The sequence below is a fragment of the Pontibacter aydingkolensis genome, from assembly GCF_019443125.1.
In the GTDB taxonomy this organism is placed as follows: domain Bacteria; phylum Bacteroidota; class Bacteroidia; order Cytophagales; family Hymenobacteraceae; genus Pontibacter; species Pontibacter aydingkolensis.
In genome coordinates, this window is record NZ_JAHYXK010000004.1 from 256,265 (window position 1) to 281,590 (window position 25,326).

Annotated in this window: 15 protein-coding genes; 9 read left to right on the forward strand and 6 right to left on the reverse strand. The window is 43.6% G+C overall.

Annotation, left to right across the window (positions count from 1 at the left end):
• The first annotated feature begins 7 nt into the window (after positions 1–7).
• The 6 genes from K0O23_RS07255 to K0O23_RS07280 all read left to right on the forward strand — a co-directional run bounded on the left by K0O23_RS07255 (position 8) and on the right by K0O23_RS07280 (position 5,597).
• On the forward strand, positions 8–1,879 hold the full coding sequence (locus K0O23_RS07255) for a hypothetical protein (RefSeq protein ID WP_219876737.1): 1,872 nt from the start codon (positions 8–10) through the stop codon (positions 1,877–1,879).
• Positions 1,860–2,771 (forward strand): type VI secretion system baseplate subunit TssG, encoded by a 912-nt coding sequence (locus K0O23_RS07260; RefSeq protein WP_219876738.1) that lies wholly within the window; start codon positions 1,860–1,862, stop codon positions 2,769–2,771. Before K0O23_RS07255 ends, K0O23_RS07260 begins: the two co-directional genes overlap by 20 nt.
• A 21-nt stretch (positions 2,772–2,792) precedes the next feature.
• A complete protein-coding gene (locus tag K0O23_RS07265; RefSeq protein WP_219876739.1) occupies positions 2,793–4,283 on the forward strand; it encodes an FHA domain-containing protein in 1,491 nt (496 codons plus the stop codon).
• Between the two features lie 24 nt (positions 4,284–4,307).
• The gene (locus tag K0O23_RS07270; RefSeq protein ID WP_219876740.1) at positions 4,308–4,565 is read left to right on the forward strand and encodes a hypothetical protein; all 258 of its coding nucleotides are present in this window, start codon (positions 4,308–4,310) and stop codon (positions 4,563–4,565) included.
• A gap of 19 nt (positions 4,566–4,584) precedes the next feature.
• Positions 4,585–4,887 carry a PAAR domain-containing protein gene (locus tag K0O23_RS07275; protein ID WP_219876741.1) on the forward strand — a complete coding sequence of 101 codons (303 nt, stop codon included), beginning with the start codon at positions 4,585–4,587 and terminating at the stop codon, positions 4,885–4,887.
• A 92-nt stretch (positions 4,888–4,979) separates the two neighbouring features.
• A complete protein-coding gene (locus K0O23_RS07280; protein WP_219876742.1) occupies positions 4,980–5,597 on the forward strand; it encodes a hypothetical protein in 618 nt (205 codons plus the stop codon).
• 365 nt (positions 5,598–5,962) lie between these two features.
• Here the strand turns inward: K0O23_RS07280 and K0O23_RS07285 are convergent, their stop codons facing one another.
• The 4 genes from K0O23_RS07285 to K0O23_RS07300 are packed head-to-tail and all read right to left on the reverse strand — an operon-like array spanning position 5,963 to position 10,839.
• Positions 5,963–7,375, reverse strand: coding sequence for an FHA domain-containing serine/threonine-protein kinase (locus tag K0O23_RS07285; RefSeq protein WP_219876743.1), 1,413 nt, complete (start codon positions 7,373–7,375; stop codon positions 5,963–5,965).
• Positions 7,375–8,010 carry an FHA domain-containing protein gene (locus K0O23_RS07290; RefSeq protein WP_219876744.1) on the reverse strand — a complete coding sequence of 212 codons (636 nt, stop codon included), beginning with the start codon at positions 8,008–8,010 and terminating at the stop codon, positions 7,375–7,377. The genes K0O23_RS07285 and K0O23_RS07290 overlap by 1 nt, the downstream gene beginning before the upstream one ends.
• Positions 8,011–8,052: 42 nt before the next feature.
• A complete protein-coding gene (locus tag K0O23_RS07295) occupies positions 8,053–9,285 on the reverse strand; it encodes a PP2C family protein-serine/threonine phosphatase (RefSeq protein WP_219876745.1) in 1,233 nt (410 codons plus the stop codon).
• A gap of 48 nt (positions 9,286–9,333) precedes the next feature.
• Positions 9,334–10,839: an FHA domain-containing protein gene (locus K0O23_RS07300; RefSeq protein ID WP_219876746.1), complete on the reverse strand. Its 1,506-nt coding sequence runs from the start codon at positions 10,837–10,839 to the stop codon at positions 9,334–9,336.
• Between the two features lie 586 nt (positions 10,840–11,425).
• Between K0O23_RS07300 and K0O23_RS07305 the strand changes: the two genes are divergently transcribed.
• Positions 11,426–11,734, forward strand: a complete 309-nt coding sequence (locus K0O23_RS07305; protein ID WP_219876747.1) for a hypothetical protein — start codon at positions 11,426–11,428, stop codon at positions 11,732–11,734.
• 50 nt (positions 11,735–11,784) lie between these two features.
• Entirely contained in the window at positions 11,785–16,725 is a 4,941-nt protein-coding gene (locus tag K0O23_RS07310; RefSeq protein WP_219876748.1) for an Ig-like domain-containing protein, read from the forward strand.
• Between the two features lie 1,039 nt (positions 16,726–17,764).
• Here K0O23_RS07310 and K0O23_RS07315 read toward each other — a convergent pair.
• On the reverse strand, positions 17,765–20,410 hold the full coding sequence (locus tag K0O23_RS07315; RefSeq protein ID WP_219876749.1) for a hypothetical protein: 2,646 nt from the start codon (positions 20,408–20,410) through the stop codon (positions 17,765–17,767).
• A 24-nt stretch (positions 20,411–20,434) separates the two neighbouring features.
• Positions 20,435–21,061 carry a T9SS type A sorting domain-containing protein gene (locus tag K0O23_RS07320; RefSeq protein ID WP_219876750.1) on the reverse strand — a complete coding sequence of 209 codons (627 nt, stop codon included), beginning with the start codon at positions 21,059–21,061 and terminating at the stop codon, positions 20,435–20,437.
• Between the two features lie 910 nt (positions 21,062–21,971).
• Between K0O23_RS07320 and K0O23_RS07325 the strand changes: the two genes are divergently transcribed.
• The gene (locus tag K0O23_RS07325) at positions 21,972–25,247 is read left to right on the forward strand and encodes a S41 family peptidase (RefSeq protein WP_219876751.1); all 3,276 of its coding nucleotides are present in this window, start codon (positions 21,972–21,974) and stop codon (positions 25,245–25,247) included.
• Positions 25,248–25,326: the final 79 nt, after the last annotated feature.

The following is a 25,326-nucleotide window of genomic DNA, read 5'->3' on the forward strand; positions in this document are numbered from 1 at the left end:
AGTCTCTATGAAGTTCCAAGCTTTACCAAATGCCTTGAACCAAGATAGCTTTACAAAAGAACAGGTAAAGCGTAGGCTTCGTGCACAAGCTGTCGCTTTGTGGGGCTTGCAGGAAGCTGATGCAGATAATCTTGATCCTGTAATTGACTTGTTGATGGGCGCATGTGCCGTGGAATTTGAACGCACAGCACATCAGGTTTATGCTTCACAAGCACGTATTTTGGAGCGTTTAGCTGAACTAATGGTCCCGGAGGTAACAACTAGTGCCCGTCCGGCTCATGCTATTATGCACGCATGCTCTGAGTTACCCAGCACTATTGTAAAAAAAGAAAATACTTTTTCAGCAGAAAAGGAAGTATTACAAGGGAACAAAGCAGTAGTGGTGCCAATTTCACTTGCTCCCGCTACAGATGTTAAGCTTTTTGATGCTACCGTAGTATGCCAAGTTACCAAAAACAAAGTCACATTCTATGATACTCCTTTGGTAAAAGGAGAAAGTTTTTACGCTGCACATGAGGAAACAGCATATAACACCTCTTTGTGGTTAGGTTTGAAACTGAATAGTAAAATACAGAACCTCAAAGGCTTTTCTTTCTTTTTTGACTGGAAAAACAGTACTGATAAAGCGAAGTTTGTTCCACTACTCTCTTTAACAGATTGGATAGCAGAAGGAAAAAACATATTGAAAACACATGGTGGTTTTCCTAAAAACGGTAACGAAGCCGGCAGGCAAATGATTGAAACCGATATGATGAAACCCTTCGAAAACCATGTGTTACAGGTCTATCAGAATCAATTTGTTAGTATTCAAAATCAAGACTTTCCTCTTATCTACAGCAGTTACCCAGCTGCTTTTGGTGGCATTTTTAAGGAGGAGGATTTAAGTAGATTCAAAGATGAGTTGCTTTGGGTGGAGGTACGTTTCCCACAAGGGTTTTCTTTGCAGGCTCTTGATGATGTGTACTGCTCTTTGAACTGTTTTCCGGTAATGAACAGAAAACTTCATGCCGGAAGTCGCCCCTATTCCCTCTCCCCTAATCTGAACATCATTTCCCTGGCTATAGACGAACACTTTATGTCGGTTAGTCGTGTCTTCACAGCGGCCCGTGAGTATAATGCTGTGTCAGCAGACAAACACAGGGAGATGGAGGACGGTACCTACTCCGTGAAGCAAAGCGGCGTCAGCCGCTTTGATCAGCGTGACGCCGAAGCATTGTTACAGTATTTGTATGAACTAATGCGTGATGAAAGTGCTACTTTTAGAGCGTTAGGAAATTATGCGCTTAACGCTGAAATAAAAGGCCTGGAGCAAAGTCTGACAAGGCTTAAAATGCATTTTATCAACAAACCTCTACATCAGTCAACTAAGTGCCATCTGTTCCTGAATACAAAACTGGCTGAAGATGTGTGGGTAGAGTTCTGGACCTCACAGGGTGAAGCAGCCAATCTTTTGCCTGCCGGCACAAAAATAAAGCCTCTTTCCCCTGTTCATGTAAAGCGAACTACACTCATGCTGCTTACGCCTACATCTGGCGGTCGTGAACCTTTGAGCGAAACCGAGAAAGTACATGCCTACCGGTTTGCGCTACTCACACGCAGCCGTATTGCCACAGAAGAGGATTTAAAAGCAGCATGTTTTTCTGAGCTAGGGGACAAACTAAAAAATGTGGAAGTCAAGAAGGGCTTCAAGAAAGAGCTTTCTTCTAGAAGCGGTTATGTGAAGACTTTAGACATATTGCTAACTCCTGCTGAAGGTTTTAAAAGCATGGACTGGAATGCCGCTTGTAACGAATTAAGGTCATATATTGAGAGAAACAAACTTTTCCTGACTCAGATACAGGTATTCACCACAAACGGTCATGCGTATGCTACCAGGTAATGATGACGTACGGGCGGAGGTATTGGCGGCTTCTTGGATTGAGAACCAAAGTGTAGCGCTTGATGACATAATCGTAAGACCTGAAGGAACATTCCGCAGATCCTTTAGCCAAGATGTACTGGAAGTTGAGGAGCTTGATACTCCTCTTGACAGGAAAGTTTCTTTAAAAATTTCACGTGAAGGCCTGTATGATATGTTGCCGGAAGGTATGTTTCACCAGGCTGTACAAAAGAACGCAAAAAGCATCGAAGAGGCCACAGAAGAAAGTGACCGCTACAGAAAAGAAGAAAAGGCTGCCCGTAATTTCTTCCTGCCGCTTGAGCAGGAGTTTTACCGTCAGCGCATCTGGCTGGATTATACAGAATTGAAGTACTGGCTGACGAATACACATCCTGATAACATAAAAATGCTCCTGCGCTTCTGGAGGATCAATCCAAAGCACATGAATCCAAGGCAAAGTATGAAGATGCTTTCTATACTTCCACACCTGCATAGTATTGTTGGTGATTTACAATTGACAGCTCACAGCCTGGAAGTAATACTGGATGAAAAGGTACAGATCAGAACAGTAGAGGGTCGAATGCAGGCTGTAGAGCAAGATCAGTTCTCTTGTTTGGGCAATACGGTATTGGGTGCGGATTCTGTACTTGGCACCGAGTGGTATGATGACGAACTTTCGGTAATGGTTTCTATAGGGCCACTAAGAAGAGACACATTAAACTCTTTCTTGTCCGGAGGAAAACACTCAAAGTTAATTAGCACCCTCTATGGTTTCTTTTTTCCTGCAGAAGTAGAAGTGGAAACAACAGTCCATGCAATCGCAGAAGAGGCAGATTTCTTGTTAACGGAACTGGAGACGTGTTCCCGCTTAGGATATAGTACAGTTATATAAAGTTACTAAAAATACATTTATATGCTTCCACAGTTAAAATACTTTCCGGTTAACTGGATAGATGGGATGAAGATCTCAAAGGCTCACTTTATAGAGCAAGAGAGTGCTTTGAATGATCAGATACGGGACGTGGCAGGGATGCAGTTAAACACTTACAGTTATGGCCTACTCCCTCAAAGCAGTTCTACAAAGCAGCCACTAGACATACAGGTAAATTCTGATCATTCAGGCTACGTTAAAGTAAAAATAGCAGAATGTAGAGCTATAACACCAGGAGGAGTCAGGGTAGAAATCACTCACCATACCAGACCTGTTGAGGCGAGTATACAGCTTAAGGATATGCAGGCGCAGGCTTATGAATTGATTCTTGTAGCTGACCCTTTTACGCGAATTCCTGTTGGGCAGCCCAATCCTGAAGAAGCTCCTCTCAGGCAGCCCCATACTATCACAAATTATAGATTAGAGATACTCCCGTACCCGCAGACGTACCACCCTGAGTTTAGTGCATACCAGTTAAGTGTTGGCAGGTTAAAGGTGGATGGAGATGTAGTTCGCTTGTCAGAGCACTACATTCCTCCCTGCATGCAAGTTTCCAGTTTCCCTAGGATGTTGGCTATTTATAATAAATTATTGCAACAGTTAGGTAGTGCGGAAACTGCTGCTACAGAGGTAATCCAGAAGATGTTATCGAAGCCAAACCCCACAAACATTGATAAATCCATCCTTTCAATAGCACAGCAGACAATGATCTTTCTGGCTAATGGTATTGATACATTCAGGTTAGTCTACAACCAGCAGCCTCCCCTTCTAATGGTTGAATATTGTGTCCGTTGGGCGAGGGTAACAAGTCTAACACTCAACACCTTGCTTCGGAAAGACAGGGAAGACTTACTAAACTATCTACATGCCTGGTTTGAACTAGCCCCACGAGAATTTGAAAACTTACTAAGAAGCCTGCTTACGCTCGAATACTCCCACAATGAATCTCAGGAAGCATTAGCCAAAATTGAAAACTTTGCTGACAAAATGGTGCTTCTTTTCCAGAAACTAGGAGAAATGGAACACTCCAATGGTTTTATTGAAAAAGCAAAAGTGTTTGGGTGGCTAATAGTAAATACCCACAACAGGCCAAAACAAGCTTTCGCTGTTACTGAAAAGAATCTTGTGATTGGGCGTGAAGAAAGCGGGCAGTTAACATGTGACATACCACTACCCGGTGATTTACAAATCAGCAGAAAGCATGCCCGTCTCAATGTCTATGATTCCGCCAACAGTATTGAATTTAGTATCACAGATCTTAATAGTGCTAATGGCCTTTATATCCATGACACCCAAACAAGGTTAAAACCAAACCAAACGTTCAGCCTTGTTGATGGTGATACTTTCCAAATAGGCAAAACAAACCTCGTGTTGTGCAGCTATGGTGAAGTAACTAATGAAGCAGAAGCAATCAAGAAAGTGGAAAGTATGAAAGCCTATCCAACGGTAGAATTAATACCACAGTTAATTTAAGACATATTTTTACGAGTTATGCGTATGAACTTACCTGTACAACCCCACCATGTATGGAAGAACAAACCCGTTTACTTAAAGTTAGCCCTACCTATAAATCATGGCTTTGGCAATAGCAAAGAGTTAAAAGAAGGATCAAAAGGATATATTGTAAGCAATGGGTTTGAGAACGGTATGCTTCGTATACTTTTTGATCTATATTCTGGAAAAGAAACGGTAAAATTAAATACAGAGAGCGCAAACCAATATTTACTAAGTGACATTGCACTCCAAAAGTTCTAACGAAATTAAACTATAAACTATGAGCAAACCAGCTGCACGAATTACAGATATGCATACATGCCCTATGGTTACTCCAGGTATGCCTCCAGTACCCCATGTTGGTGGTCCTATTACAGGTCCTGGTATGCCTACTGTATTAATAGGAGGAGTACCTGCCTCCGTAATGGGAGATATATGTACCTGTGTGGGACCTCCTGATAGTATAGCATTAGGTTCAACAACAGTACTAATTGGAGGAAAACCAGCAGCAAGAATGGGAGATCAAACAGTACATGGAGGTACGATAACCTTAGGTTGTCCTACAGTCTTGATTGGAGGCTAAAATATTACATAATCTATACTACTTAAATGGATTATAGTATATCTATGCTGACTTAAAATTGATTTATCATTCCATATATTAAAACTAAGCGTATGCTACCTGAACACAAGAATGCTTTCTTTTTGATAGCTGCCCATTTTAACTGTTGGATTGGCCTGAGAGAACCGAATGAATTAGCCGATAAATGGATTGGCAAGCCTGATTATATTCCAAAATCGAAAAAATGTAAAGCCAAAACAGCTGATAACCCAAATTTCAATTTTTCAGGTTTAGTAGTTAATCCTCTACTCTGCCCTAATGCTTTTATTGAAAAAAGCCGCCCAGATGCTACGAAAAAGTGGAAAAGCTTTATTATGGGTTATGAAATGCCCTTCGGCTATACCTGTTCAGAATCAGGCCCAGAGAAAGGCTTAGTAAAGTTTGCTGGAAAAGCCATTCATGCCGATTTTGACCTAATGACGCTAAGCAAAGCAGGTAATAATGGAGAATTTGTTTTTACGAGTACACATGAAGAAAATTCATTATTCAGAGTTGTTAGGCCGATGCTAAATCATTATCTAGGCTCCGAAATGATTCAACATGGTTCTGAATTTATGTGGAAAGATGGAGTTGGAGGCAGAGAAAGCGAGAGAGTATTTTATTTCGGCCCTAAGAGACAATTTAAGATAGCTCATTCATCTATGCCTACCGACAAAGAAACTATGCACTAACAAATGTCTCATAATTTGTACATTTTCTGGCCCTTTAGAAGGCCTTTCGGATAATGAATTCTGGGAGCCGGGAGATGAAAGCAACAGCTAGTCAACTAAACAAAAAATAGCTGCTTTGAATCGGGAGCTTATATAAATAGGAATTACGAGGGCGCAGTTGCATGATCGCCTGGAAGTAATCTCCCGCACCGCATAGTAATATGGGCTTTGCTTTACTCTAATTTATTAGACTTCAAATCTAATTTGCTATTGCCATGTGCCATTCTATTTTCTAAAATTCTTTGCAGTATATCTGTTAAACAAGTTTCACAAAGTACTGAATTATAATATGATTTTATATCGTATCAAAGCAATGAATGAGCTATTCATAAACCAACCACTTTCAAAGTAGTATCACCCAATGATATAATGTCATTTACTTTTAACTCTTTCAATCCTTTCTGCAAACTTGCTGAGTTTATAAATGTACCGTTTGTTGAAAGTTTAATCTGAATAGGTAATCTTAGTATACCAGGCATAGACTGTACTGGCTGTCCATCAAACAAATACCACTTATTAGTTTGTGAGTTATGTACAAGCGTTGCATGCGCACCTGAAACATAGTTAGTAAAGTGCTCTGCAATGCCTATACTGTTGGCAAAAGGATCTTCTTTATCATACCAACCAATTGTCAATACACATAAGTTTTCCTTTGTCCAGCTAGTATCATTGTCAAAATTATCGTTTAGCCAATTGGCAAAAACATTATACTGTAGTTTCCAGTCCGGTTGACTGAAGAGTATGAGGTTGCTAAGGCTATAAAACCGACCAATTTCGTCCCCATTCATTACCTGTAACATAATAGCACCAGAGTTATTCTCCTGGTTTTTAATTGCTGCTGAATTATTATCAGTGCTGAGCAAAGCTATAATTTCATCTACCTGTTGAAAGCGTTCTTCGGGATTAAACTGGAGACATCGTTCAATAATCTCATTCCAGACTGGCTCAGGTGAAGCATCTGCTAAAAATTCCCTCTTCCAGTTTCCTGTTCGTTTCTTTCCTTCATATCCCTTTATATCAGCCTGAAAATCTTCAAAGTTGCCAAAGGGCAACTTGCCACCAGTTATTGTCTCAAACATCAACACACCAAAAGCATACGTATCGTTAGTGCTTCCCATAACTTTAAAAGCCCGTGCATAATCTAACTGCTCTGGTGGCGAATACACTCCGGAAGCAAAAACTTCTTTAACCTGGCCTAATACATTACGTCTGGTCATCCTGCTTTTGATTGATGCAGAAATTCCAAAGTCAGCAAGTTTAGGTCTGTTTTCTTGGTCAAATAAAATATTTTCGGGCTTAAGATCACGGTGTATTATACCTTCGCAATGCATGTTACGAAGTCCTTTAAGTATACCACAGGCTATTCGTTTTAGCTCTACTGCTTCTATTTGCTCTCCTATGCGCTTTCTCAAACTGCCATTCGGACAGTAGTCCATTACTATAAATGGGTTACCTAAGTAGGTGTCGTAATCGTAAGGCCGTACAATGTTTTCACCCGGAATCAAACAGGCATATTCGTACTCCTGCCGAAAGCGCTTCGCATATTCAATCCGTTCGTTCGGAGTGAATTTCCACATCTTAGTTAGTTTTAATGCAAAATCTCCTCGTTCAGAACGAACATGATATACACTCCCAAAGCCTCCCTGTCCTATCTCTCTCTCTACAATATATTCCCCTTGTCCAGATGTAACCACTGACATAGGTTCAAGTTCAACAGCTTGCGGCAATGTCGCTTCCATTATTCAAGCTCTATTCTGTATATTCTATTACCAATTAAAATATGAGCGCCAGACTCTACTCCAACCTTCCCATTTACCTGAATAAATGTAGCGTGGTTACTACTTAAGTCAGTGACATGCCAACTATCTTTTTCTCTTGTAAACTGCACATGCTGCGCAGAGGAAATACTTTGATCCGTTGGGTTAAGATTAGCTCTGTTCAGCACTACATCATCCCCTTCAAACTCCAGCTCCTTATCAGTAGCAATGTCTACTAATTTGACCTTAGGTGTAGAATGAGCCACTGCTTTACCAAAGAAGAGATTAGGAAAGCTCATGGTGCCATTATGTACTTCCTTCTCTCCTGTTGATTTGCAATTAGGACAGGGAGACTCATTCGACACTTCGCTTTTCAAAGGATAATGTCCACAGGCAGCACATTTAAACTCTGCTTCAGGCTCTATGTCCCATGCTGGTTGATTTGAAATGGCGCCTCTCATAGTTGGAATACCTTCCACTTGTACATTGTTTACTCTTGTACCAGGTTGTACGCCAGCGGGTACTGGTGCTTCAGTTGGCGCTTTTAACTTCGTGCCACACTTTTCGCATACTTTGCTTCCGTTAGCATTAGTGAATCCACATGTATAGCATCTCATAATATCAGGGTTAAGGTAAATTGAATAAACATAGTTGCTGCTCTATAAAATATCTGGATCGTTTTTTAAAGCAGGTAAAGCTGTATTCTTTGTTGTGTCATTTTGAAATAATATTTGTTTGGGGTTGGAGGGCTGTATAACCACTTTTGGATTTAAAGGAGCCGGCCCATTTTTATGTTCAATATCTTTTGGATGAGGAGGAAAAGTTGATCCTTTTCTAGCTACCGGTCTCATTGAAGAATCTACTCCAGTTGAACCAAGTTCTTTTCTCTCAAACTTCACCTCCTTGTCAATAGGATCTACTTTCTTATTATTTACTGAACTAAAAGGAATAGCTTTAGCAAATACAAGGTAACTCACTACGCAAACTAGCATCAGACCTAAAGCAACAATTACCCGATTCTTCACCTTTATAAATTTCCTTAATTCCTGCGTAGTAGAGTTTGTTGTGACAGGCGATGCCTTTACTGATACATTAACTTTTATGACATCAAGTAATACAACTGTAATGTTATCTCTACCACCAGCTATATTTGCTTCTTCAATCAGCTTTTTACTGGCTTCTACAGTACTACTCTCATTATTTAAAATTTCCTGTATCTGTGAGTCTGGTAACATACTATTCAATCCATCGCTACACAGCAAAAACCTGTCACCTTCGGCAACATCAATAACTTTAACATCCGGTTTGGGATGAACCACAGGATCTCCTAAACTCTGGGTTATAATGTTACTTTCAGGGTGAAGGCGTGCATCTTCAGCTGATAGGCTTCCGGCTTTAACTAACTCCCATACATATGAATGATCCTCTGTAGCTGGTTTCAGTTCTTTACCCTTCTTATGTATGTATAACCTACTATCACCACACCAAGCAACATAAGCTTTTTGTGGGGTTAGCCAAAGAATTACAACTGTTGTACCCATACCTGCAGTTTCTAAATTATGCTGCTGGTGTTCAACTAATTTTTCATGAGCAGTATGTATAACTTTGCGTAATAACCCTATGCGCTTTTTTTCACTAGTGGGGTAAGTTGAGATCTGATTAAACTGCTCTTGTATAACTTTCTGAGCCAAGTCAGATGCAACTTCTCCAGCGTTAGCACCTCCCATTCCATCGGCGACTAACATCAATGCTCCTTCTTCTGATAGACTAACTTTTTCTTCAGGTTTAAACTTCCAGCTTTTAGAGGAAAGGTCTTTACAAACAGCAAAGTTGTCTTCATTCTGTCCAGAACGCTTTCCGTTATCAGTAGTGGCAAATATTTCTACTATCATGATTAGGATTAGAATGGTTAAATTGTGATGAAAACAACAATAATTCTATCAATTATTAAGGTGCATCAGCAGGGATATGGTGCTTTGGTTGGAGACTTTGCTTTTATGGAATCCAGACACCATAGCAACCGCAATTGCCTTATTATCTTTGATAACAAATAGAGGACTGCCTATATCTAGTGTTGTATCATCATGCTCTATTTGAATGTTCTCAGCATCATGAACTTTTATGCTAGCCACTTTGATTTTAACTGCGTCTATGTTCTTTGAGTTAGTATTGGATGGCGAGCTGTATGCAAAGTTGTTAATGGAAAGAAGTTCTGTACCTGCAGTTATGTTCTTACTGGATTTTGAATTGTATGGTATGCCTTTTTTTAAACCTGTTTTAAAGTAAGCAATGTCAGATCCTCCTGCATTATAAAGTTTGATATTACCGTCTATACCTGCATATGTATATTTTTCATAAACATCTGCTTTATCATCAAACTTAAGATCATGATTCGTAAAACGTAACACAGTTTCTTTATCAGAAGAAACCGCTTCGAAAGTATAAGTTACTTTGCCTCCACTGTTTGCAATGAAATTTAGCTCAGAAGCTACCATGGAATGTATGTCTGTGCAGTAACGGGAAGTTATTAAGTGCCCATTACTAAGAAGGAAACCATCACAAACTGCCTCTCTAAGTTGTTCTTCGTATAAAACTGATCCATTCCATTCCGCTCTTATGCTAGTTAAGAAAATTGATAGCAAAAATGGTTGGGCCGGAGCAATAATGTTCTCCAATACAGGAGTTGGTTTTGATGGATTTCCACTTACTGAAGTTAACTTTGCAGCATTGTTGTTAACAGTCTTAACAGAGGTACTATTTGGTTTGGTTACTAATTTTTGCTTCTTAAGCGATTCTTGTAATTCACCTTTTTTAGATTCAAGTTTTTCTTTTAGCTCTTGGCTTAACGCGTTTAAAGTTGCAAGAGAGTCTGCAGACTGTTTGTCAGAAGTTTCTACTCTGAGAAGTAAATTCTTGTTATCTTTTTTAACTTGATAGATAAAATAGGCACCAACCAAAGTAATCAAACCGACTATAATTCCTAGTGTAATCAATGCTCTTTTATACGGTTTTACAGCCTGATTCATTACTAGGTTCATTCGTTTTGTGAAAGCAAGTTTCGGAGCACCTGCCTTATACTCGTTAAATCTAACTTTAGGCCCCTCCAACGAAAATTGAATTTCGTCCCCACTATTGAGATAATATTTATCTATTACTGGGCGTCCGTTTACAAGGGTAGGATTAGTTTTAGATAAGTTTTTTAAAATAATTTCTTTATTATTTCGCTCTATAGCTGCATGTTTCCTGCTTACGGTAGGTACTTCACTTCCGAAACTAATCAAACAGTTATCTCTGCCAATTTCCAAATATGGTACAACAATAGTTTCAAAAGAACCTTGTGGATACTTTGAAGTAGGTGTTAAGAACTCCAAAGTGTATGCTGAGGTATCTCCACCACCTATATATTTTATACCCGTAGCAAATGCTTTTGTAGCCCTAGAAGTCATACACCTGAGTTATTAGTCTTAATTTATCGTGGAGAAATCAACCACTCCTATTTCACACGCACAAAGTACAAATAATAATAAATAAAGTACATACCTATTAATAGGTAAATTGTTGTTTCGTCTGGAGCCTATCTTTCAGACCAAATGCAACCCAATTATTTCGAGCATTACTATTTTTATATTATTACAAAGGCTATTTCCGGTGCAGGTATTGTGCTTGAAAAGTACTTCTATAGTTAGAGTGAACACCACGATTCTTACTTAAAGCTTTGAACTGTTACAGATAAAACTTCCATTTAAAAGTAATTTATATTTAATTAAGCATAATTAATATGTATATTATGCAACTTTTGCTATTTATAGCAGTAATAACATTTAAATCTTTGTCCTTGTCTTTACTTGTTGCAGCTATATGCTCTTGCTAATGGGTCTCTTTCAGCGTCTTCTGTTATCATCATGCTTGCTTTCATGCACCTCTGCATATATTAATGGCCAGCCAAAGGACATACAAGTGGTGGGGGCAACATCACAGGAGTGGATTTCGGGAATCCGTAACGGTGGGAGTAGCATTAACTACAAAGTTAGTGTGAAGGTACTTACTGATAGAGCGATAGCCTTTGATTCAATTTGGGTATCAGGTAGAAGACTAAAGATAGCGATAGAAAATGACATGAATTCTGCTGACATAAAGTCTGCCAAAAATGAAGTAGTTGACCTGAAAGCATTTGATTACATAAAGAGCCCTGATGATAATGAAATTGAGAAGCCTGATACATTCCGAGAGCCTCCTGTAAAGCTACATGGGGATGCACTCATTAGATATTACCTCGGTAGTTCTGCAAACTATATATCAATACCAACAATTACTGTTCTCCCACCGATTTATGGACAGTAGCTATTCATTTCTACATTACAGTTGTTTCTATACCTATATAAGTTTCTCCTATGAAAAAACACATACTCATTACCATATTTAGCTGGCTAATATTGCTAACATTGCCAGCGGAACTGAAGGGGCAGAACCCTTGGGAAGACAGAGTTGGAGGAAAACAAAACCCTAATTTTTTTGAGATTCAACAATCTTTCGAAGAATATTGGCAGGAAAATACTCCTACACCGCAAGGGGATACTCCAAAAGGCAGAGGCTATAAACAGTTTAAACGATGGGAATGGTTTTGGGAGCCCAGAGTTGACAAGGATGGTAACTTCCCAGATTACTCCAAGCTTATGGTTGAGTGGCAAAAGTACCGTACCACACGTAAGTCAAGTGGAGAAAATAATATTGTCCCTTTCAGCAACTCCGGCAATTGGGTAAACCTGGGTCCATCTTCTTCCGACGGAGGCTATTCTGGGGTCGGAAGGCTAAACTGTATTGCTTTTCACCCAACAGACCCTAATACATTTTGGGTAGGAAGTCCCGCAGGAGGCTTATGGAAAACAACTACAGGGGGAAACTCCTGGTCTACCTTAACTGACAACTTACCTGTCATGGGAGTATCAGCCATTGTTGTTGACCCTACTAATCCAAATATAATATACATTGCAACCGGAGATAGAGATGGTGGAAACACATACTCAGTAGGAGTCCTGAAGTCTACTAATGGAGGTGTTACCTGGAACACCACAGGATTGAATTACGATGTTTTACAGTATCAACAAGTAAAAGGCCTCATTATGCACCCCTCTAATAGCCGAATGTTACTTGCAGCAACATCAGACGGAATACACAGCACAACAGACGGTGGGAATAACTGGAAAAAGGAGCAAAGCGGGGACTTTCAGGAAATAATTTTTAAGCCAGGTGACCCCACAACTGTTTATGCCAGTACCATCGGCAATGCACAAATTTACAGATCTACTAATACAGGAGACTCATGGGCACAGATAACTAATTTTAGTAATATTTATCGTATTGCACTAGCTGTAACTCCTGCCAATCCCTCTGTTGTAGGGGCACTCTGTAGTGACTATTATAATTTTGGGTTTGGAGGTTACTACACATCTACAAACAGTGGGGAGACGTTTGAGCTGACCTACGGCACAGAAAAAATCAACCTGCTACACAACAGTTATAATGGTTCTGGCTATGGTGGGCAGGGGCACTACGACCTATGTATTGCTATCTCACCTACTAACGAGAATGAAATATATGTAGGCGGCATAAACACTTGGAAGTCTATGGATGGAGGCACTAACTGGACGCTGAGCACTATGTGGCATGGGGGCACAAGTGCACCAGTAGTGCATGCAGATAAACATGCGATGGCTTACAATCCCCTAAACCCAAGCACACTTTATCAATGCAACGATGGTGGCCTTTATAAAACAATCAACGGTGGTGAATCATGGACTGACTTAAGTAATGGGCTAGAGATAACACAATTTTACCGCTTGGGGAATTCTGAAACTAACTCTAACCTTACGTTAGTTGGTGCACAGGATAACGGCACCAAATTAAGGAATAACACTACTTTTACAGATGTATTGGGTGGAGATGGCATGGAGGCGATTATAGACTATACGAATGCAAATATTATGTATGGAAGTTTGCAAAATGGTGTGATTCGTAAATCAACAGATGGAGGAGTAAACTGGACTGGGATTACCAAGGACTTACCCTCAGGCTCTTGGGTCACTCCGTATGTAATAGATCCGGTTAATCCGCAAACATTATATGCCGGTCTTGGTGGGATCGTTTATAAAACTACTAACAGAGGTGAATCATGGACACCTATATCAGACTTTTATTTGATATTTGGCCAAATCACTTCCTTGGCTGTAGCTAACAGTAATCCAAATATACTCTTAGCTGCTTCAAGAAATTACATGATTAAGACCATCAATGGTGGGGAGAACTGGTTTTCTATTAGCATACCGGAATACTACGCATCCATTTCCTCCATCGAGATTCACCCTACCAATCCAGATATAATATGGCTTACTTATTCAGGATACATTGAAGGGGTAAAAATATTTAGGTCTGATAATGGAGGTGATAGCTGGACCAATATTACAGGATCGCTGCCTAATTTACCTGTCAATACCATAGAACACGATAAAAACACAGGAGTTCTGTATCTAGGTAATGACTTGGGCGTTTTTGTTCTGCATCCAGACATGAAGGATTGGCAGCCATTTGATACTGGCCTCCCTAATGTTATCGTAAATGAGTTGGAAATACAGTATAGCTCAGGCAGATTACGAGCAGCCACTTATGGACGTGGCCTTTGGGAATCTGATCTCTTTGTAACAAACCAGCCACCTTCCGTCTCCATCACCTCGCCTGCCAATGGGGCTGCCTTCGCTGCCGGGGCAACTGTCAGCATCGCAGCAAGCGCGGAAGATAAAGACGGCACCGTGGCCAAAGTAGAGTTTTTCGCCGGAGAAATGAAATTGGGCGAGGACTTAGAGGCGCCCTACTCCTACGACTGGAGTGGAGTAACCCAAGGCAGCTACACGCTATCGGCCAAAGCCATCGATAACATGGGAAGTGTAAATATATCTGCGCCATTAAGCATAGTGGTTAATGGAGGAAATAATCAGCCACCCTCCGTCTCCATCACCTCGCCTGCCAATGGGGCTGCCTTCGCTGCCGGGGCAACTGTCAGCATCGCAGCAAGCGCGGAAGATAAAGACGGCACCGTGGCCAAAGTAGAGTTTTTCGCCGGAGAAATGAAATTGGGTGAGGACTTAGAGGCGCCCTACTCCTACGACTGGAGCGGGCTGACTGCTGGCAGTTACACGCTCACAGCTAGGGCCACAGACAATATGGAGAGTACTAACACATCTTCACATATAAGTATTACGGTAAGTGGGGGTGCAAGCCCCGAGGCATGGGTGAGCCAGACGCACAGCTATGACGAAGCAGCCGGAAGACTGGCCGTAAACTGGACGCTGCACATCTCAGAGCCCCAGCCCACGCTGACCAAGTATACCGTTTACCACTCCTCCACCGACAACGGAGCCGTGCAGAGCTGGACCTGGGACATGCCTGCCGGGCAGACCAGTATCGGCGCTACCTACACCTACGCCCTCTCCAAGATCGGCACCACCGCAGAATTGGTGATGGGGCTATCGCCAGGCACAAAGTATACTTTGCCTAATACCGAGGCCAAGCCAAAGGAGGTGCGCATAAACGTAGCCGGGGCTACGGGAGGCGACCCAGATGCATGGGTGAGCCAAACACATACCTATAACAATGCAACAGAGCGCATTGAAGTAGTTTGGACGTTACATATTTCTGAACCTCTGCCTAGGGAAACAAAATATAATATTTACCACTCATCAACCGACGATGGATCCCGGCAGAACTGGACCTGGAACATGCCTGCAGGACAAACTAGCATCGGTGCCACCTACTTTTACTCCCTGAATAAGATTGGCAGTATAGAAGAGCTTATAATGGGTCTATCACCAGGCTCAGGGTATAAGCTACCAAACACAGCAGCAAGACCTATTGAAGTACGGGTAAATGTTTCAGATGCGGTTGGTACTGTACCCGAGGTATGGGTGAGCCAGACGCACAGCTATGACGAAGCGGCCGGAAGACTGGCCGTAAACTGGACGCTGCACATCTCAGAGCCCCAGCCCACGCTGACCAAGTATACCGTTTACCACTCCTCCACCGACAACGGAGCCGTGCAGAGCTGGACCTGGGACATGCCTGCCGGGCAGACCAGTATCGGCGCTACCTACACCTACGCCCTCTCCAAGATCGGCACCACCGCAGAATTGGTGATGGGGCTATCGCCAGGCACAAAGTATACTTTGCCTAATACCGAGGCCAAGCCAAAGGAGGTGCGCATAAACGTAGCCGGGGCTACGGGAGGTGGTGCACCTACTATAACTACTGAAACTATATCCATGAGCACTTTATGTGCAGGTAGTAATATTTCTATAGCATTCTCTACAACAGGCAACTTCGGTGGAGGGAATAACTTTATAGCTCAACTCTCTGACGCTACAGGCTCATTTGCCAACCCGATAACAATTGGCACCAGTACAGTCAGCCCTATTGGAGCAGTTATCCCTTCAGGCACTTTAGCAGGAACGGCTTATAAAGTTAGAGTAATTGCTTCATCCCCAGCCACTATAGGATCTAATAACGGCACTAACATCACGATCAATTCTATACCTGCTGCACCTTCGGCAACTCCTATTGCTAGATGCGGTGCTGGTCCCCTCACGTTAGTTGCAACCGGTGGGAAAGAAGGCAGATACCGCTGGTATACCTCTCAGACAGGGGGTACTGCCATTGCAGGCGCCACTGAAGCTAGTTATTTAACACCTAACCTGAGCAACAGCACTACTTATTATGTATCAGTACTAAGCGACAAAGGTTGTGAGAGTATAAGAACAGGTGTTACAGCGACTATTAATTCTGAACCAGAGGTAAGCCTCGCCGAGTTCAGCCAGGTATGCAGCAGTGTAACAAGTATGCCATTAACCGGAGGGCAACCAACTGGTGGTATCTATTCCGGTCTGGGTGTACAGAACGGTACCTTTAACGCTGCCGCTGCAGGTAACGGTATTCATACTATTACCTATACTTATACAGCATCAAATGGCTGCACAACCTCGGCAATACAAAATATTACCGTCAGCACCTGTGCAGATCTAGGACTAGTTAATGTAAAGCAAGACTTCGTGGTTTACCCTAACCCAACTACTGGTACTGTACATGTTGAGGCAGGTATTAAAGCAGGTAAGCAAGCTACAATACGGGTATTTGACAGCACAGGGAAGCTAGTATATCAACAACTACTTCAAAGCTCTAAAGACGGATTAAAACATACTATCACGCTAAAGGATAAAGCTAATGGATTGTATCTGTTACAAGTTGAATCAGAAAATGGCAGCTTAAGCAAACGTATTCAGCTTAATTAGAAAACAAACTGAGCAAAGAAAGGTGAGGAAGCTAACATTATTTCTTCAGTACTTGAAGACAACTATACAATGCAACATCATCTGCTCTCTTTACTGTAGTACTAGTAAAGCTACTATAATATGTATAACCTTTGAAAATATTGTGAATTAGCAGCAGTTTGTGAATTAGGCTACTCTTCATCTGCCTAGAACCAACCCTTTAAATCAGCCAAATCCCTGTGGAAATGGTTCGATAATTCCATCCTTCGGTCTACCACAGAAAAAAAGCCGCACCACATAAAATGGAGCGGCTTTTTTAGTTCGATAAATTTCCTTTTCGGTTACACTTATCGAACTTTTCAGTAATCTGGAAGTAACAGCTCACAAACTAGCAAAATTTATGCTTCACTTTCTCTCTTAGCCTCCCGATTGAGAGGCTAAGTTAATAACTCTCCGGTCTACAACGAAACACTTTAAGTATCATTTAAGAATCTTAGCACCGCAAAATGTTTTGAAAAGTGGAGTCACTAATTAGTCTTCGCTTTTGGGCATCCTGTCTATTTCATCTTCATTTGTAGATAAACTCCTTTTACCTTCTTTGAGGCGATTTTAAGGCCCTCCTGATGCTCTTTCCTTTCCTTGAACTCTTTTTGGCGCTGCTTCTTTTGTTAATCTCTTGCTCTAGTACTCATGCTCTAAGTTTATTTTTTGGAACCAATTTTAATCCCTATAATAACCTTATCTATACGCTTCAGCAAAAATAAATTACATGCTGCATTAGGTATAATAAAATGGAATTATATTAATCAGGATGGGGTAACTCAAAACTTATGACAAAAAGAAACACCTAATTCAATTAGTTACTCTTCAAGTATGTTAATACAGGTTTCTAAAGCATGTGAATCCCTGTGCAATTAGTTCGATAATGTTATCCATGGAGCAAAAAATTCTAAATCAAACCTAAGTTATAAATTAATATTGTTAATATCATCTATTGTATGGAACAACATTTATAAAAAGTTTTGATAGCTTAAGTACTCTACAAACTATGTTATTCATGTCATTGTCTTCTTAATATGCCATATGAAAAACAATTATCCCACTCCGATATACACCTAGCAATATGTACTTTATAGGTATTATCGTCTATCCTCTCTAATTGGCCCCATAATTCCTGATCCGTTACGGTAATTTCTTTTCCTCCTATATTCCCTATCAACGATACCGAGATATAGCCGTTACCAGTTATGCTCCACCTTCCCACATAGTTCTGAGTCTCCAAGGTACAATCCTGGCCAGACTTAGCCTGTTCCCGGACCTTAGTCATCTTCAAGTCATCAAACAGCTCATATGTCACTTTGGCAAATTCAGTCCAATGCACTGTGTTATTCCCAATAGGTTTATAATGGAAATAGCAAGGATTTAAATCTTTACTAGCCTCCCAGCTAGATTCCAACGACTTGTAATGATTTACCTCCCTGAACGTCGTATAGATTTCATAAGTCCATTTACCAGCCAAACTATCAATCCATGGATTTCGCCCAGTGGAAAAGACAACCGGGTTACCCGCAACTTGCCATTTCTTCCCACACTTATCCTCGAGCGTAGCCCTTACCTTCTGCGGGCCCTCTAGATTTGCCAATGTCCACTCCTTGCTTACCATGAACAAGGGGTTGGTGTTATTTGGACTGTCGCTGATGACACCGGTGCCTGCCACCGGCACCCAGGTGTTGTTGCTCAGCACCTCCCACTTTAAGTTAAACCTGTTTAGCTTCACGGGCAGGTTATCCGACAGGTCCCTGATCGAGAACACAATCGGCCTCGGTAGTTTCTTCCCCTTCTCCCCCTCCTGGTAATCTGACCCTTCTTGTTTCACCACCTCCATGGGAGGCACACGCGTCAGCGTGTAGAACATATTATCCTTTAGGGACTCCTCCACACCCTGTATCCACGCCTGTACGGTGTTAACCTCCTCCTCACACGACAGCACCCATTTGATCGTTGCCTCTCCGTTGACATCCGTTCTATCGTAGAACAGATCAACGCGTTCCGGCTTGCTGAAGTAAGAGCCCCCTTTCTTCAGCCAAGTAAACCGTCTGAAAGCCGCTTCCTTTACTTCATAGGGGTAGTAATGCTCGTTTTCCACAGCTTTTATTTTGATCTCAACCGTGTCACCCGGGAAATATTGTTTATTGATTGTCTTAGCACTTTCAATGTAAAAGCAGTTACTTGTCTCATAATCTGCGTTCAGGTACTGACAGCCATCTACTGCCGCCTCCCTAATTCCCCATTCCCCGGCGTACCAGAACACGGGCAGGTGTTTATCAACCAGATCTACCATCTTGAACAGCTTAGAGGGTGCCTTGCCAGCAGCTTCCTGGGAACAGGTAGCGGCACTTTTTCCGACCTCCTTTAAGATAGGCAGGATGTAGAGCTCGAATGCCTTCTTTTGAACGATAGCGTCTTTCAAGTTATGAGGATTGATCGCATTGAGTTCTGCATTAATGACGTTGGCTATGCATTCACCGAACACATCCGGAAAGCCAGTATAGTTGGCGAGCATGAGCGAGATCCACTCATACATGTTCTGTATCATGGCCTCGTCGTCCTCCGGGCTTCCGTCCAGCGCTAAGCCACTCCGGATCCTGATCTCGTACTCCCCAGGTGTGGCATTGAACTCTTTTTTCAGATCAATGGTCACTTCATCCGATTTAACGTTCACTGCGCTTCCTCTCATTAACCGGATTATCTGCTGAGCTAAAGAAGACCCTCGTATTGTCTTGCCTGCAACATTGAACACGGGGCTTATCGGAACTCCATCTGCAGTTCTGTATACGCGTCCAGAGTAACTGAAATCCGCGATATTGGCTATATTGACAGCGCTTGTTTGTGCGCTGCGAATATACACCGCGCCAGTGGCCATCACTTGCAGGCGGTCTTTGTTAAAGGTTTTTTGTGCTAACGCGCCCAAGGTTTTTATTAACCCTATGTTCTGCTCAGAGAACAGGTCGAATCCCTGCTTGTTCAGAGCGGTCACCTGGCTGACCAGCGTTTGGTACTCCGGCTCTTTTCGGTATAGCTCCATGTACCCCGGCTTCTCAGCCACAGGCAAGGGCTTCAGCGCCGGATACATGGTCAGGAGGGCGGAGGCTGTGGTCTCGGAAGTGACAGCATACTGCTCATGCTTGCCCACATAGTGGCCCAGCATGAGCACCTGCTCCTGGCTGTTCATCACCAGCAGGACATCCTCTTCCACCGAGTCGGGCACCAGCACCTGAAAGCTGCCGTCAGCCCTCAGGCTGCTTTCCTCGAGGAAGGAGAGTACACTCAGCTCCTTGGCCGTGACAGCGGCGCCCTCAGGTAGCGTGACCATGCCCTCAACCATCCTTGCCCCTACCATCCCCTGGGAGGTGAAAACCGCCCCCTTCACATTTGAATAGATGGGGGCGCAGCCCGGCGCCGTAATCCTGGCCCTGTAGAGCGTAGTCTGGGTGGGTGTGAGCTTCAGGGTAGCGACATTACCGTTGGCCACCGCGGTCCAGTTAACCCGGTCAATGGACTGCTCCCACTCCACCTGCCCGTGAAAGCTGTCTACCCGAAGCAGGAACTCCTTGGCGCCAGTGCCTTGTCCTAGTAAGGCTGTCGCCATAAAAAGGCACAGGCAGGACAGTAGCCACCTCAAGTGCCGTAAGTATAGGTTGTTCATAAGAAGTTATGTCTGGTTTGCTGATTATTGAACAAGTATCTTTCTACTGATGGCAATCCTATCGCCAGTAAGCCGCAGGATGTAGAGGCCTTGCCTACTGGAAGGCAATACCACAATTCTTTCTTTCATGGCATTGTACCCTTTTACCGTCTCGCGATAGACAAGTCTGCCGACTGGGTCAAAGACCTCCAGCAATACCAGCCCTTTTCCCACTTCTCTGGTGGTTGAAACGAGGAACCGCCCTCTGTTCGGGTTGGGCACAACGGTAAGCCCGAACTGGTCGGCAAGATCCTCCAGCCCGGTTACCTCATTGACAGTCACCGTCACAGCCGTAGCTTGGGAGCAGCCAGCCTGGTCGCTGACAGTGAGAGTATAGGTCGTCGTCGAATCCGGGGAGGCTGTGGGGTTTGGAATGTCCGCTCTGTCTAGTCCCTTGGAGGGGGACCAAATATAGGTGTAAGGTCCGGCCCCTCCCGAAACGGGAAGAGCGCCTCCCAGCCTCACCTTCTCCCCCTTCTCAATCCTGACATCTGCTCCGGCATCAATCAGGAGTGGCGGCGGCTGCTTAACGCTAAAAGTAAGAACAGACTGTGCCCCTGCCTGACTTGTGCAAAAGAGGGCACAGATGATCAGCATGTAAACTTCTTTCATAAACTAAACTTACAAGGTTATTTATTTAGTCATCTTATTTATAAATATCCTTATATTTACTTATAAATCTTCAATTAGTTTTATAAAATAATTTAAATAATCATAATACTTATGCTATATGTTTTACCATTGATTTTGAAACCACTAAAGGCATTAGAACGGCAAGAAGGCTATGAATAAAGACAGAGTCACCACCTTGTCGTTAAGGAAATGGAATATGAAGAGAGTTCTATTTAATACAGAGATAGAGCCAACAGCAAACAATGCATTCAATCATTCCCGAGATTTAACTCACATTACTGAGTTACCTCATTATAAGTACTCCGGATTATCAAGATACTAAACTGCCTAAGACAAGGCATCTATTGCATGTTTACCACCAAGCAGATTATTAATGGCCTCTAAATCCCTATGGAAAAGGTTCGATAATTCCATTCTTCGGTCTACTGAAGATTAAAAGGAAAGCCGTCTCATTGAATGTGAAGTGGTTTTTTTATTTTAATTAATTTCTACTTCTGTCAAGCTTATAGAATTTATACAGAAGCAGTAGCGCTTACCAGAGCACCCCTGACCTATTTCCTTCGCTTTCTTCTCCTCCAGAGCCATACCTGTTTTTCCCATTACCGCTTTCATTATTGCTCGGTTATGCTGAAGGTTTCGCCCTGTGCTCCCCTGTCCTGAATCCACGTCTAATCCAACGGACCCTATTAGTAGTGATATCGTGTATGTAGTAGTTAGGCTTCTCATTAAAAAGTATAAATCACTTAATGTTGAAGTAATATATTTTAGCTTCTTTATCAGCTCTTAGTCCGCTCTAAATGCGAACTCTTCCAATAAATCCAAACACTTTTCCCAAAGCTCTAAAAAATCCATACTTCTTCCTTAAATTAGGGCTCACAAGCAGAAACCTATGATCAAAAATTTAGCACTATCAGCACTATTGACAGCCGGATCAGCTTTGTCAGTTGCTGCACAAGACGCGCCCTCCTGGATGCGTTATCCATCTATTTCTCCGGATGGCAAAACCATAGTGTTCACCTATAAGGGTGACTTATATACTGTGCCTGCAGCGGGTGGTACTGCTACTCCACTTACTTTGCACGAAGCACACGATTTCATGCCGGTGTGGAGCCACGATGGCAAATCCATCGCCTTCGCCAGCGACCGCTACGGTAATTTCGATATCTTCGTGATGCCGGCTATAGGCGGAGCGGCCCAGCGCATTACCTACAACTCGGCCAACGAATTCCCGTACGAGTTCAGCCATGACAACAAGACCGTGTACTTTAGCTCCAACCGACTGGACGCGGCCAGTAACCGCCAGTTCCCGACAGCCTACCAGCCGGAGTTATACCAAGTAGCTGTTTTAGGCGGACGCGTAACACAAGTGCTTACAACGCCGGCCGAGGAGGTAAAACTGAGCCGCGATGGCAGCAAAATGCTCTATCAGGATAAAAAAGGCGGTGAGAACCAGTGGCGCAAGCATCATGTGTCGTCCGTGACCCGCGACATCTGGGTATACGACACCAAAACGGGCAAGCACACCAAACTCACGACTTACGAAGGCGAAGACCGCAACCCTGTTTTTGCTGACAATGACAAGACCATCTACTTCCTGAGTGAGGCCAGCGGTACCTTAAATGTGCACAAAATGGCCGCACAGGGCTCGGCTAAACCCGAGCAGGTAACCTCCTTCGAGAAGCATCCGGTGCGTTTTCTGACGTCTGCCAACGACGGTACATTAAGCTTTAGCCAGAACGGTGAGTTATACACTAAAAAGGCTAACGGACAGGCGCAGAAGCTGAATGTTCGCATTGCCACCGACGCCAAAACCAATAACGAAAGCATCCTTAAAGTCGGAAACGGCATTAGTAATCTGGCAGTGTCGCCCAATGGTAAAGAGGTAGCCTTTATTTACCGCGGTGAGGTGTTTGTAAGTGCCGTAGAAGGCTCTGTGACAAAACGCATCACCAACACGCCGGAGCAGGAGCGTAGCGTTAGCTTCTCTCCTGACGGCAAATCGCTGCTCTATGCCAGCGAGCGCGGCAAAAGCTGGAAGATATACAAGACGCATATTGTACGTTCTGAGGAGCCTTACTTTTATGCCTCTACTCTGCTCAAAGAAACAGCCTTGGTCGAAAACGACAAAGAAAACTACGATCCGCAGTACTCCCCGGACGGAAAGGAGATTGCCTTCCTGGAAGACCGCATGACCCTCAAAGTGCTTAACCTTGACAGCAAGCAGGTGCGCACCATTCTCAACACCAACGAGCTATTCTCCATGCGCGACAACGACCAGTACTATACCTGGAGTCCGGATGGCAAGTGGCTTTTGTTTGAGTACTCTGAGCCCGGTTTTGCCAATGGCGAGGTGGGCATCATTGCCTCTGACGGCAAAGGCAAAAAAATGAACCTGACCGAGAGCGGCTACAATGATTTTGCCCCTAAGTGGATGATGGACGGCAAAATGATGATCTGGAACAGCACCCGCGACGGCATGCGAAGCCAAGCAAACAGTGGTGGAGCTCAGGCTGACGTATACGCCCTATTCTTCACACAGGACGCTTTTGACAAGTATAGGCTTAGCAAAGAAGACTATGCCCTGTTAAAAGAGCAGGAAGAAAAAGCGGCAAAAGAAGAGAAGGAAAAAGAGCAGGAGAAAAATAAAAAGAAGAAAGCTAAGAAAGACGAGGTTGCTCAGAAGAGTGCTGTAGCGATAGATTGGGAAGGACTGCCTTACCGCAAAGCCAAACTGACCCTGCACTCTTCTACCCTGTCGGATGCCCTGATGTCCAAAGACGGTGAAACACTGTACTACCTGGCAAAATTTGAGAAAGGCTTCAACCTGTGGTCGACGAGCCTGCGCTCCAAGGAAACCAAAATGCTGGTGACCCTGAACGCCAACCGCGCCCGCATGGTATGGGACAAAGAGCAGAAAAACATTTTCCTGGAATCGGATGGTAAAATCGTGAAACTGGACCCGAGCAACAGCAAGCAGGAGACGGTGAAGATCGACGGTGAGATGAACCTGGATGTAGCCGCGGAACGCGCCTTCATGTTTGAGCACGTATGGCGCCGTACCAAGCAGACCTTCTACACGGCTGGTTACCACGGCGCTAAGTGGGACGAGCTAAAGGCCGATTATGAAGCCTATCTGCCGCACATCAGTAACGAATATGAGTTCTCTGAAATGCTAAGCGAATTACTGGGCGAGCTGAATGTATCACACTCCGGCTCCAGCTACAGCAAAAACGATCCAAACGGCGACGCCACTGCTTCGCTTGGCATCTTCTACGATCAGGCCTATACCGGTAACGGAATTAAGCTGGACGAAGTGATCGTGGGTGGTCCGCTGAACAAAGCTGGTCTGGACCTGAAAGCAGGTATGATTATCGAGAAGATCGATGGTGAAACCATTACACCAGACAAAGACCTGGCACAGTTCCTGAACCGCAAAGCCGGCAAGAACACGCTGTTGACTGTAACGGATGCCAACGGGAAAAACAGAAAAGACATCACCGTGAAACCAATCACGCAAGGGGAGGAAAACGCCTTGCTTTACAAGCGGTGGGTACGCCGCAATGCCGAGGAGGTGGATCGTTTGAGTAACGGCCAGTTGGGTTACGTGCACATACCGGGCATGAACGACCCGAGCTACCGCACCGTGTACGAGGAGGTGATGGGCAAATACGCCAACCGCAAAGGCATGGTGGTAGATACCCGCAACAACGGTGGCGGCGACCTGGTAGCTGATCTTGCCATGTTCCTGAGCGGTCAGAAGTTCCTGGACTATACCACCGACACCCGCTCTGCCGGTTTCGAGCCGTCTTTCCGCTGGACCAAGCCGAGCATCGCACTGGCCAACGAAGCCAACTACAGCGACGGCCACTGTTTCGCTTTCAGCTATATAGACCTTAAACTGGGCAAGCTGGTAGGTAAGCCGGTGCCGGGTACATGTACTTTCGCCGGCTGGGAAATGCTGCAGAACGGCAATGTGCGCTGGGGTGTACCGCCCCTAGGTGTAAAGGATATTCAGGGTCAGTACCTGGAGAACCTGCAGACCGAGCCAGACGTGTTAATGGCTAACGAATATGAACTGGTGAGCAAAGGCAAGGACCAGCAGTTAGAGGCTGCCGTAAAAGAATTGTTGCGAGATATAGAGGCGAAGGGAAGCGCTCAGAAATAAGTAAACCTTAAGTATAAAACATGATTTATACTTAACTCTCGTTGGAGGAAAAGTAAAGCGGTGCTGGGGCCTCCCTGCA

What these genes read in the sequence shown, in the direction of transcription:
- K0O23_RS07270 (WP_219876740.1), top strand. Translation starts at nt 4,308, where the DNA reads ATGAACTTACCTGTACAACCCCACCATGTATGGAAGAACAAACCCGTT.
- K0O23_RS07300 (WP_219876746.1), bottom strand. Translation starts at nt 10,839, where the DNA reads ATGACTTCTAGGGCTACAAAAGCATTTGCTACGGGTATAAAATATATA.
- K0O23_RS07320 (WP_219876750.1), bottom strand. Translation starts at nt 21,061, where the DNA reads ATGAAAGAAGTTTACATGCTGATCATCTGTGCCCTCTTTTGCACAAGT.
- K0O23_RS07310 (WP_219876748.1), top strand. Translation starts at nt 11,785, where the DNA reads ATGAAAAAACACATACTCATTACCATATTTAGCTGGCTAATATTGCTA.
- K0O23_RS07260 (WP_219876738.1), top strand. Translation starts at nt 1,860, where the DNA reads ATGCGTATGCTACCAGGTAATGATGACGTACGGGCGGAGGTATTGGCG.
- K0O23_RS07325 (WP_219876751.1), top strand. Translation starts at nt 21,972, where the DNA reads ATGATCAAAAATTTAGCACTATCAGCACTATTGACAGCCGGATCAGCT.
- K0O23_RS07285 (WP_219876743.1), bottom strand. Translation starts at nt 7,375, where the DNA reads ATGGAAGCGACATTGCCGCAAGCTGTTGAACTTGAACCTATGTCAGTG.
- K0O23_RS07275 (WP_219876741.1), top strand. Translation starts at nt 4,585, where the DNA reads ATGAGCAAACCAGCTGCACGAATTACAGATATGCATACATGCCCTATG.
- K0O23_RS07315 (WP_219876749.1), bottom strand. Translation starts at nt 20,410, where the DNA reads ATGAACAACCTATACTTACGGCACTTGAGGTGGCTACTGTCCTGCCTG.
- K0O23_RS07295 (WP_219876745.1), bottom strand. Translation starts at nt 9,285, where the DNA reads ATGATAGTAGAAATATTTGCCACTACTGATAACGGAAAGCGTTCTGGA.
- K0O23_RS07280 (WP_219876742.1), top strand. Translation starts at nt 4,980, where the DNA reads ATGCTACCTGAACACAAGAATGCTTTCTTTTTGATAGCTGCCCATTTT.
- K0O23_RS07265 (WP_219876739.1), top strand. Translation starts at nt 2,793, where the DNA reads ATGCTTCCACAGTTAAAATACTTTCCGGTTAACTGGATAGATGGGATG.
- K0O23_RS07255 (WP_219876737.1), top strand. Translation starts at nt 8, where the DNA reads ATGAAGTTCCAAGCTTTACCAAATGCCTTGAACCAAGATAGCTTTACA.
- K0O23_RS07290 (WP_219876744.1), bottom strand. Translation starts at nt 8,010, where the DNA reads ATGAGATGCTATACATGTGGATTCACTAATGCTAACGGAAGCAAAGTA.